The sequence below is a fragment of the Streptomyces pathocidini genome, from assembly GCF_001418495.1.
Classification (GTDB): Bacteria; Actinomycetota; Actinomycetes; order Streptomycetales; family Streptomycetaceae; genus Streptomyces; species Streptomyces pathocidini.
On record NZ_LIQY01000020.1, the window covers coordinates 1 to 10,686 of the forward strand.

Here is a 10,686-nt window from a genome sequence, read left to right on the forward strand (position 1 = left end):
TGCGCACGCCGAGCACGGTGCGCTCGCGCAGCCCGGTGAGGAAGGCGCTCTGCACCGGGCCGAGGGAGCGGGTGAAGGGGAACTCGACGACGAGGGGGGCGGTGAGCACGTCGGGCATGGGTGTCTCTCCTTCTCGGGGCGGCGCCGGGGAGCGTGACGGCGGCGCGGCCGGTGTGGTCGGTGCGGTTGGGCCGGTGCGGCTCGCAGGCAGCGGGCGTCACGCCCGGCGGTAGACGGGGGCGCGCTTCTCGGCGAACGCCCGGGAGCCCTCCTTGGCGTCGGCGGTGTCGAAGATGGGCCAGCCGCGCTCCAGTTCGCGCCGGAGCCCCTCGGTCTCGGTGAGGTCGGCGCTCTCGTACACGCTGGCCTTGACAGCCTCGACGGCGAGCGGGCCGTTGGCGTTGACCAGCTCCGCGATCTCCAGCGCCCGGTCCAGGGCGGTGCCTTCGGGGACGACGGAGCCGACGAGGCCGATGCGCTCGGCCTCCCGGGCGGTGTACGGGCGGCCGGTCAGCAGCATCTCCAGGGCGTGGGTGCGCGGGACCTGCCGGGCGAGGCGGACCGTGGAGCCGCCGATGGGGAACAGGCCGCGGCGCACCTCGTAGAGACCGAAGGTGGCGCTCTCGCCCGCCACCCGGATGTCGGTGCCCTGCAGGATCTCGGTGCCGCCGGCCACGCAGTGGCCCTCGACCGCGGCGATCACGGGTTTGCGGGGGCGGTGGTGGCGGAGCATCGCCTTCCAGTGCAGGTCGGGGTCGGCCTTCAGCCGGTCGCGGTACTGCTCGCCCGCCATGCCCTTCCCCGCGAGGGCCTTGAGGTCCATGCCCGCGCAGAAGGCGCCGCCCGCGCCGGTGAGCACGATCGACCGGATGCCGTCGTCCTCGTCGGCCGCCAGCCACCCGTCGTACAGGCCGACGAGCATCGGCAGTGACAGCGCGTTCCTGGCCTCCGGCCGGTTGAGGGTGAGTACCAGGGTGGCGCCCTCGCGCCGCACCGCCAGATGTTCGGTCCCGCCCATGACAGTCCTCCCGTCTCAAGACCTAGAACAGGTTGCAGGAGGCGGGAGCCCAGTTCAATAGTTTTCTGACCCTCAGTCAGATTTCTTGCGCGGGAGGCCTTCCGCCCTGTGGCGCCGGGGGTTCTAATGGCCGCCGAGCCGACGGTTCCCGGTCATCCCAGGGGCGCCCCGGGCAGGAGGAGACGTGGAGTTCAACCTTGCCGACCTCTTCGAGTCGGTCGTCGACGCGGTCCCGGACCGCGAGGCGCTGGTGTATGTCGACCACCCCGGGACGGGGGCCGAGCGGCGGCTGACCTACGCGGAGCTGGACGCGGCGGCCAACCGGATCTCCCACCACCTGGCGGGCAGCGGACTGGCGCCGGGCGAGCACGTCGGACTGCACCTCTACAACGGGGTCGAATACCTCCAGACCGTGCTGGCCTGCGTGAAGGCCCGGCTCGTACCGGTAAACGTCAACTACCGCTATGTGGAAGACGAGTTGGTGTACCTCTACCGGGACGCCGACCTGGCCGGGCTGGTCTTCGACGCCGAGTTCACCGGCCGGGTCGCCGCCGCCCTGCCGCAGACAGCGAAGCTGCGCCACCTCGTACGAGTGGGCACCGCGCCCGCCTCGGCGGCCGAACCGTCCATCGAGCCGGTGGACTTCGCGGCGGCCGAGGCGGCGGGCCCGCCCTCGCGGGGCTTCGGGCCGCGGTCCGGCGACGACCAGTTCATCATCTACACCGGCGGCACCACCGGCATGCCGAAGGGCGTCATGTGGCGCCAGGAGGACCTGTTCTTCGCGGGGATGGGCGGCGGCGCGCCGACCGGCGAGCCGGTGGCGCGCCCCGAGGAGCTGGCCGAGCGGGTGGCGGCCGGTGGCGACGGGATCACCTTCTTCCCCACCGCGCCGCTGATGCACGGCACGTCCACACTGACCGCGTTCATCGGCTTCAACTTCGGGCAGCGGGTGGTGATCCACCGCAAATACGTGCCGGAGGAGGTGCTGCGGACGATCGAGCGGGAGAAGGTCTTCAGCGTCTCCCTCGTCGGCGACGCGATGCTGCGGCCGCTGATCGACGCGCTGTCGGGCCCGCTCAAGGGCACCGACACCTCCTCGCTGTTCAGCGTCAGCAGTTCGGGCGCGGTCCTGTCCGAGACGGTGCGCGCGCAGTTCCGCGCGCTGGTGCCGAACGCCATGCTGCTCAACAACTTCGGCTCCTCCGAGTCGGGCTTCAACGGCACCGCGACCGAGGACTCCGGCCCCGAGAAGGGGTTCCGCATCCGGGTCAACCCCCGTACGCGGGTGGTGGATCCGGTCACGCTGGAGCCGGCCGCGGCGGGCGAGCCGGGGCGCGTGGCCCAGCGCGGGAACGTGCCGCTCGGCTACTACAACGACCCGAAGAAGACGGCCGAGACCTTCTTCGAGTCGGACGGCGAGCGGTGGGTGCTGCTCGGCGACATGGCGACCGTCGACGAGGAGGGCTTCGTGACCGTGCTCGGCCGGGGCTCGCAGTGCATCAACACCGGGGGCGAGAAGGTCTATCCGGAGGAGGTCGAGCAGGCGCTCAAGGCGCATCCGGATGTGTACGACGCGCTGGTGGCGGGCGTACCGGACGCGACCTGGGGGAACCGGGTCGCGGCCGTGGTGGAGCTGCGCGAGGGCGCGCCGGAGCCGACCCTGAAGGAGATCCAGACGCACTGCCGCACTCGCCTGGCGGGCTACAAGATCCCCCGCTCCCTGGTCGTCGCCCCGCGCATCCAGCGCTCCCCCAGCGGCAAGGCGGACTACCGCTGGGCGCGTGCGGTCGCGTCGGGCCGTCCAGTGTGAGGCTCACCCCGTCGTGGGTCGGGGGCGTACCGACAGTCGGGCAGCGACCCCTCGCAGCTCCGAAACGGTTGACTGTGCGCCGCCTAGTCGCCCCCGGCGACCACCAGGTGCTCTCCTTCGAAGACGCCCAGCCGTTCCCGATACAGCTCGATCGGGACGCCGTTCGGATCGCGCAGATACAGGCTGCCGTCCGCCCCGCGATCCGGGCCCACGTACGCGATCCCGGCCGCGTCGAGGGCGCGGCGCGCCGCCTCGAACTGCTCGTCGCCCACCGACAGGGCGAGGTGCTGGACCCCGCCGAGGGTCTCGGAGAACGGCGGGTGGTCGTGGCCCGGGAAGTCGAAGAAGCCGAGCAGGTTGCCGTGTCCGATGTCGAAGAAGAAGTGCGTCGAACCGCGGTAGTCCCGGTTCTCCACGATCTCGACCAGCGGGAAGCCCAGGAACTCCTGGTGGAACCGGATGGTCTCCTCGACGTCCCGGCAGATGAACGCGATGTGGTGAATGCCCCGGGCGGCGGACGCTGGCCGCTCGCGCTCCGCGCGTAGATAGCGCTTGCGAAGCTCCTCCCGCTGCGCCCGTACGGCCTCCAGTTCGGCTCCCTCCGGCTGAGGCATGCCGACCACCCTTCCCACGCTCGCGAATGTTGCGTCCTCAACTATCGAGTATCCCGCTTCCGGTCCGGCATGCAACATCCATAAACGCGCCAATCTCCCGCGATGTCCGCCTCGCGGGAGACCGGCCTGAAATGAGAGCGCTCACATCGCGCGCTCGCGCCCCTCCCAGTACGGCTCGCGCAGCCGCCGCTTGTAGAGCTTGCCGTTGGGATCGCGGGGCATGACCGCGATGAAGTCGACGCTCTTGGGGCGCTTGTACCCGGCGAGCCGCTGCTCGCAGTGGGCCAGGATCTCCACGGCCAGCTCATCGCCCGGCTCACGCCCCGCCACCGGTTCCACGACCGCCTTGACCTCCTCGCCCCAGTCCTCGTGCGGCACCCCGAAGGCCGCGGCGTCCGCGACGGCGGGATGGGTGAGGAGCGCGGACTCGATCTCGGCCGGGTAGATGTTGACCCCGCCCGAGATGATCATGTCGATCTTGCGGTCGCGGAGGTAGAGGTAGCCGTCCTCGTCGAGCAGGCCGAGGTCGCCGACCGTGAAGAAGTCGCCGATCCGGTTCTTCCGCGTCTTGCCCTCGTCCTTGTGGTAGCTGAAGCCGCCGGTGCTCATCTTCATGTAGACGGTGCCGAGTTCGCCCGCGGGCAGCCGGTTGCCGCCGTCGTCGAAGATCGCCAACTCGCTGATCGGCCAGGGCCTGCCGACCGTGCCGGGCTTCTTGAGCCAGTCCTCTGCGGTGGCGAACGCCCCGCCGCCCTCGCTCGCCGCGTAGTACTCCTCGACACACCTCCCCCACCAGTCGATCATCGCCCGCTTGACGTGGTCCGGGCAGGGCGCTGCGCCGTGGATCGCATGCCGCATCGAGGACACGTCGTAGGCGTTCCTGACCTCCTCGGGCAGGGCGAGCAGGCGGTGGAACTGGGTGGGGACCATGTGGGTGTGCGTGCAGCCATGGGCGTCGATCAGGCGCAGCATCTCCTCGGGCGTCCACTTGTCCATGAACACGAGCCGGTGGCCGATGTGCAGGGACGAGGCGGCGAACTGGAGCACGGCGGTGTGGTAGAGCGGCGAGCAGACCAGGTGGACGTTGCCCTCGAACGGCAGGATGCCGAAGAAGCGCAGGAAGCCGCCGAGATGGACCTCCTCGGGCAGCTTGCCCGGGAGCGGGCGGCGGATGCCGCGCGGGCGGCCGGTCGTGCCGGAGGTGTAGTTCATCACCCAGCCCGACTCGCGGTCCGCGGGCGGCGACTCGCGCTGCCCAGCGAGGAGTTCGGCGTACGGCCGGAAGCCGTCGATCCCGCCCACCGCGTACAGCCGCTCCCCCGGCAGCCCGGCCTCGTCGGCCGCCGCGGCGGCCTGCGCGCCGAACCGCTCGTGGGCGATGAGCACCTTCGCGCCGGAGTCGGCCACGATCCAGGCGATCTCGGGCCCCACGAGGTGGTGGTTGACGGGCACGAAGTACCACCCGGCCTGGGCGGCGGCGAGATACGCGGTGAGGAACTCGACGCTGTTGGGCAGCACGGCGGCGAACGCGTCGCCGCGTTCGAGACCGGCCGCGCGCAGCCCGTGCACGAGCCGGTTGCACGCGGCGTGCAGCCGGGCCGCCGTCCACTCCTCGCCGTCGGGCGCGACGAGTACGGGGCGGTCCGGGTCCTGGGCGGCCTGCGCCCAGAAGCCGTGGGGCGGTTGGGCATGGGCTGTGCTCGCCTGGGACATGGTGGCGCTCCCCTCAGAGACGTCCGGCAATGCGGTTGACGCGGTCGACGGCGCGCTCGAACCCTCGCGTCAGGTCGTCGAACACGGCCCGCACGCTGCGCTCGGAGTTCATCGAGCCGACGATCTGCCCGACCGGCGTGCCGAGCAGCGGCTCGACCTCGTACTTCTGGATGCGGGAGACGGCGTCGGCGACGAGCAGGCCCTGCAGCGGCATGGGCAGCGTGCCGGGGCCCGCCGGGTCGTCCCAGGCGTCGGTCCACTCGGTGCGCAGCTGGCGGGCGGGCTTGCCGGTGAGCGCCCGGGAGCGGACGGTGTCGCCGGAGCCGGCCGCCAGGATCTTGCGGATGAGGGCCCTGGAGGGGAGTTCGGCCTCCTGGACCGTGAGCCAGACGGAGCCGAGCCAGACGCCCTGGGCGCCGAGCGCGATCCCGGCGGCGATCTGCTCGCCGCTGCCGATGCCGCCCGCAGCGAGCACCGGGAGCGGGTCGACGGCACGTACGACCTCGGGCGTGAGGACCATGGAGGCGATCTCGCCGGTGTGGCCGCCGGCCTCGTACCCCTGGGCGACGACGATGTCGATGCCCGCCTCGGCATGGCGCCGGGCGTGCTTGGCGCTGCCGGCCAGGGCGGCGACGAGGATTCCGTGGTCGTGGGCGCGGGCGATGACGTCGGCGGGCGGGGAGCCGAGGGCGTTGGCGAGGAGCTTGATCGGGTAGTCGAAGGCGACGTCGAGCTGAGAGCGGGCGACCTGTTCCATCCAGCCGGTGATGCGCCAACCGGAGGCCTCGCCCTCGGCGAGTTCGGGTACGCCGTGCCGGGCGAGGACGTCCTTGACGTACTGCCGGTGGGTCTCCGGGATCATCGCCTCGACATCGGCCTCGCTGACTCCCTCGACCTTCCTGGCGGGCATCACGACGTCCAGGCCGTAGGGCGCGCCGCCGGTGTGCTCCTGCATCCAGTCGAGGCTGCGGGCCAGCTCGCCGGGCGCGGCGTAGCGGACCGCGCCGAGCACGCCGAATCCGCCCGCCCTGCTGATGGCGGCGGCCACGGCGGGAAAGGGCGTGAAGCCGAATATGGCGTGGCGGACTCCCAGTTCCTTGCTCAGCTCCGTCTCCATGGGCGCAGGATGCCGCAGCGGGCGGGGAGAGGGAAGAGATTTTCTGATGCTGCGTCAGATTCTTGGGGTGTTCCGCGTCCTTGACACGCCTCCGGCGCCGGAAGAAAGTTCCGTGGTCGGATCGAGCGGCCGAAAGATATTTTCAGGAGGTCCCCGTGAAGCGGCGTCACTTCGGAGCCGGAGTCCTGGCGCTCGGCGGAGCGATCCTCCTCGCCGACGGCGCGGTGCCGTCGGCGGCGCACGCCGACGACGCGGGGGGCACCCCTGGCACAGGCTCCACCGGCGCGTCCGGCCACCGCACTCTGCGCCGCGGCTCCCCGTCGAGCGCGGGCCTCCTGAAGTCCCACCTGGACCGCATGGTCACCGACGCCCGCGCGTTCCTCGGCCCCTCCCCCAAGTACCCGTACTACCCGGGCGCGGTGCTGCTCGCGGGGCGCGGAAGCACGGTCGCGCTGGAGGAGTCCATCGGGTACGCGGTCCGCTACTCCGCCTACGACGAGGCGTCCGACAGCGGCGTCGAACTCTCCGCCGCACAGCGGATCACCATGTCCCCGGACACCGTCTTCGACCTCGCCTCCGTCACCAAGCTGTTCACCTCCATCCTGGCCGTGCAGGCGATCGAGCGCGGCGAACTGGCGCTGGAGGCGCCCGTGGCCTCCTACGTCCCGGAGTTCGGCGCCGCGGGCAAGCAGGACATCACCGTGCGCCAGCTGCTCACCCACACCTCGGGCTTCCGGCCGGAGCTGAAGTTCTTCGACGAGCCGACCTGGGAGGACAAGCTCCGACTCCTCTGGGACGAGGCCCCGTTGCACCCGCCCGGCAGCACCTACCTCTACTCCGACCTCAACCTCATCGCCCTCCAGTTCGTACTGGAGCGGATCACTGGCAGGAAGCTGGACACACTGCTGCACGAGGACGTCACCGGGCCGCTGGGCATGACGTCCACCTGCTACAACCCGCCCGCCTCCTGGACGGCCCGGGTCGCCGCCACCGAGGACCAGCGCAAGCCGTGGGCCCGGGTGGACCGCGGGCTGGTGTGGGGCGAGGTGCACGACGAGAACGCGTGGTCCTTCGGCGGCGTCGCCGGACACGCGGGCGTGTTCTCCTGCGCCTGGGACCTGGCGGTGCTCTGCCGGACGCTGCTCAACCGCGGGGCGTACGGCACGGCGCGCATCCTGGAACCCGAGTCGGTGGACCTGATGTTCACCGACTTCAACACCGACTTCCCCGGCGACGAGCACGGGCTCGGCTTCGAGCTCTACCAGCACTGGTTCATGGGCGCGATGGCCACCCCCCGTACGGCCGGGCACACCGGGTTCACGGGCACCTCGATCGTGCTCGACCCGACCACCGACTCCTTCCTCGTGCTGCTGTCCAACTCCGTGCATCCGTGCCGCGACTGGCGCACCGGCAGCGCGCCCCGGGTGGCCGCGGGGAACAACATGGCGCGGGCCGTTCCCGTACGCCCCTCGCGCGGCGGCGAGGCCTGGTTCGCGGGCATGGCCGCCGACCGGACGGCCACGCTGACCCTGCCCGCCGTCCCGCTCTCCGGCCTCGCGCTGGACGGGCTCCCATCGGGCGGGCTCCCGTTGGGGCTCCCATCAGGCGGGCTCGCGCTGGACGGGCTCGTTTCGGGCGGCGCGGAGCCGCGGCTGCGCTGCGCGCTGTGGTGGGACACCGAGCCGGGCGCGGACCAGTTGCGGCTGGAGGCCAACTCCGGGGAGAACGAGGAGGGCTGGGAGCCGGTGCCGTTCACCACCACCGCCCCCGGCGGCTCCCCCGTGCACCACCCCGACGGCACCGCGACGGGCTGGTCGGGGCGGGTCTGGCACGAGCTGGTCGCGGACCTGGACGACTGGCGCGGCCGGCACGTACGGCTGCGCTGGCGGTACGCGACCGACACCCTCTACGTGGGGCGCGGGGTGTACGCGGACCGGATCCGGGTGGAGGACGGCGAGCGCACCCTCTTCGACGACACGCGCCCGGCCGACGCCGCGCGCGTGGACCTGTCGGGCTGGACCCGCTCAAAGGACTGAGACCTCCGGAACCGCCTCCCGGCGAGCCCGTGGGCGGCTGGGGGCGGTCCCGAAGGGGACGGCTCGGTACCGTCCGAAGGACCGAAGTCTCCGGGACCGCCTACTCCCCCAGCACCGCCATCGCCGCGTTGTGCCCCGGAATCCCGCTCACGCCCCCGCCGCGCACCGCGCCCGCGCCGCACAGCAGCACGTTGGCGTGCGCGGTCTCCACACCCCAGCGGCCCGTTGCCTCGGTCGCGTACGGGAACGCCAGGTCGCGGTGGAAGATGTTGCCGCCGGGCAGCCCCAGGTCGCGCTCCAGGTCCAGCGGGGTCTTCGCCTCGATACACGGCCTGCCGTCGGCGTCGGCCGCCAGGCAGTCGGCGATCGGCTCGGCCAGGCACGCGTCCAGCTGGGCGAGCGTGGACTTCAGCAACTCCTCGCGTACGGCGTCGTTGTCGCGCTCGAAGAGCCGGGCGGGCGTGTGCAGCCCGAAGAGCGTCAGGGTCTGGTAGCCGCGCTCGACCAGGTCGGGGCCGAGGATGGACGGGTCGGTGAGCGAGTGGCAGTAGATCTCGGACGGCGGGGCGGCGGGCAGCTCGCCCGCGGCGGCCTGCCGGTAGGCCTCGGCCAACTGCCCGTAGCCCTCGGCGATATGGAAGGTCCCGGCGAACGCGGCGCGCGGGTCGGCACCGCGGTCGCGCAGCCTGGGCAGCCGCTTGAGCAGCATGTTCACCTTCAGCTGCGCACCCTCGGGCCGCCGCGCCGGCGCCGCCTCCTCACCGAGCAGCCGGGCCAGGGTGTGCGGGGCGGCGCCGACGAGCACATGCCGGGCGCCGACCGTGCCCTCGCCGTCGGGGCCCTGGTACGTGACCTCGGCACGCGTGCCGTCGGTCGCCAGCGCGGTGGCCTCGTGGCCGGTGACGATCTCCGCGCCCGCTGTACGGGCGGCGCCCGCGAGGGCATCGGTGAGCGCGCCCATGCCGCCGACCGGCACGTCCCAGTCGCCGGTGCCGCCGCCGATCACGTGGTAGAGGAAGCAGCGGTTCTGCCGCAGCGACGCGTCGTGCGCGTCGGCGAACGTGCCGATGAGGGCGTCGGTGAGGACCACACCGCGTACGAGGTCGTCCGCGAAGGAGGTCTCGATCGTCTCGCCGATCGGCCGCTCGAACAGCGCCTGCCAGGCGGCCTCGTCGCCCACCCGCTCGCGCAGCGCGTCCCGGGACGGCAGCGGCTCGGTGAGCGTCGGAAAGATCCGCTCGGCGAGCCTCCCCGTCATCCCGTAGAAGTCCTGCCAGGCCTCGAACTCCCGGTCCGAGCCGGTCAGCCGGGCGAACGCCTCGCGTGTGGCGGCCGGGCTGCCGTTGTCGACCAGCAGCCCGGTGGGCCGCCCGTCCCGCACGGCGGGGGTGTACGAGGACACGGTCCGCTTCCGCACCACGAAGCTCAGCCCCAGGTCCCGCACGATCTTCCGCGGCAGCAGGCTGACGAGATACGAGTAGCGCGACAACCGGGCATCCACCCCGGCGAACGGCCGAGTGGAAACCGCGGCCCCACCGGTCCGCCCAAGCCGCTCCAGCACGAGCACGCTCCGCCCGGCCCGAGCGAGATAGGCGGCAGCGGTGAGCCCGTTGTGCCCCCCGCCGACGATCACCACGTCATAGAAACCCTTGGCACCCATGCCTCTTCGTAGCACGTCAGAGGGGTACGCGGCGAGAGCCGGAGCCCGGCCCACGCGACGAGGAGACCACCCCGGGCGAGCTGGACGGCGAACGACCGCCGCACGCCGCCCAGCACCGATGCCGCCCACTTCAACTCCTCCGGCGAAAGCCCGGAAACTCCTCCCGCCACAAAGACAAGCAACCGGCCCGGCAGGGCCGAACGCACACCAGGCGTCGGGCGCAGTCTCGGCAGGAACAGAGACGATGACGGCCCGTCGGGCCCGTCCGGCGCGGGCGAACGCCCGCAGCGCGCGGGGCCGAGGCCCACCCGCTCACGCCCGCTCGCGGGCCGTCGCCACCGCCTCGCGGGCGGACCCCCGGTGGACCGGGCCGTGGCCCGGCAGCAGGACGTCGGCGTCGAGGCGTTCCAGCGCGGAGAGGGACTCCAGCGCCATGGCGCGGTCCGTGTCGAACATCGCCGGGAGCAGCTGCGGCCCTCGGCGAGGCGCGGTCGGGTGGGCGGTCATCAGCGCGTCGCCGGTGACCAGCACGCCCGCCTGCGGCAGGAAGAACGCGCAGTGCCCGTCCGTATGGCCCGGCGTGGCCACCGGAACGGGCCGCCCGGGCAGGTCGAGCGGCCCCGCCTCCCCCGGCAGGGGCCGCGGCTTCGACACGGGCGTCTCGCTCTTCCCACCCGCCCGCAGCGCCCGCACCGCCCATGGGAGTACGCCCGGCCGC

Annotated in this window: 8 protein-coding genes and 1 pseudogene; 2 read left to right on the forward strand and 7 right to left on the reverse strand. The window is 72.4% G+C overall.

Features of this window, described 5'->3' with window-relative positions:
• Together AOK16_RS27855 and AOK16_RS01250 are read right to left on the reverse strand one after the other, a co-directional pair.
• Window positions 1-118 (reverse strand): annotated as a pseudogene (locus AOK16_RS27855) (DNA-binding protein); the annotation flags it as partial.
• Window positions 119-217: 99 nt separating this feature from the next.
• On the reverse strand, window positions 218-1,018 hold the full coding sequence (locus AOK16_RS01250; RefSeq protein WP_055470324.1) for a crotonase/enoyl-CoA hydratase family protein: 801 nt from the start codon (window positions 1,016-1,018) through the stop codon (window positions 218-220).
• Between the two features lie 184 nt (window positions 1,019-1,202).
• On the opposite strand from AOK16_RS01250, the gene AOK16_RS01255 reads away from it, so the two are divergent.
• Entirely contained in the window at window positions 1,203-2,828 is a 1,626-nt protein-coding gene (locus AOK16_RS01255) for an acyl-CoA synthetase (protein ID WP_055470325.1), read from the forward strand.
• Between the two features lie 83 nt (window positions 2,829-2,911).
• On the opposite strand, the gene AOK16_RS01260 is transcribed toward AOK16_RS01255, so the two are convergent.
• The 3 genes from AOK16_RS01260 to AOK16_RS01270 all read right to left on the reverse strand — a co-directional run bounded on the left by AOK16_RS01260 (window position 2,912) and on the right by AOK16_RS01270 (window position 6,272).
• A complete protein-coding gene (locus AOK16_RS01260; RefSeq protein ID WP_055470330.1) occupies window positions 2,912-3,442 on the reverse strand; it encodes a VOC family protein in 531 nt (176 codons plus the stop codon).
• Window positions 3,443-3,583: 141 nt separating this feature from the next.
• Window positions 3,584-5,155, reverse strand: coding sequence for an acyl-CoA synthetase (locus AOK16_RS01265; protein ID WP_055470326.1), 1,572 nt, complete (start codon window positions 5,153-5,155; stop codon window positions 3,584-3,586).
• 13 nt (window positions 5,156-5,168) lie between these two features.
• Complete coding sequence (locus AOK16_RS01270; RefSeq protein WP_055470327.1) at window positions 5,169-6,272, reverse strand: NAD(P)H-dependent flavin oxidoreductase; 1,104 nt, start codon at window positions 6,270-6,272, stop codon at window positions 5,169-5,171.
• 155 nt (window positions 6,273-6,427) lie between these two features.
• Here AOK16_RS01270 and AOK16_RS01275 point away from each other — a divergent pair, with 155 nt between their 5' ends.
• A complete protein-coding gene (locus AOK16_RS01275; RefSeq protein WP_055470328.1) occupies window positions 6,428-8,308 on the forward strand; it encodes a serine hydrolase domain-containing protein in 1,881 nt (626 codons plus the stop codon).
• 100 nt (window positions 8,309-8,408) lie between these two features.
• Here AOK16_RS01275 and AOK16_RS01280 read toward each other — a convergent pair whose 3' ends face one another.
• Together AOK16_RS01280 and AOK16_RS01285 are read right to left on the reverse strand one after the other, a co-directional pair.
• The gene (locus AOK16_RS01280; protein WP_055470329.1) at window positions 8,409-9,968 is read right to left on the reverse strand and encodes a phytoene desaturase family protein; all 1,560 of its coding nucleotides are present in this window, start codon (window positions 9,966-9,968) and stop codon (window positions 8,409-8,411) included.
• Between the two features lie 312 nt (window positions 9,969-10,280).
• Window positions 10,281-10,686, reverse strand: a 406-nt coding sequence (locus AOK16_RS01285; protein WP_157859052.1) for an MBL fold metallo-hydrolase, incomplete at its 5' end; no start/stop codon positions are given.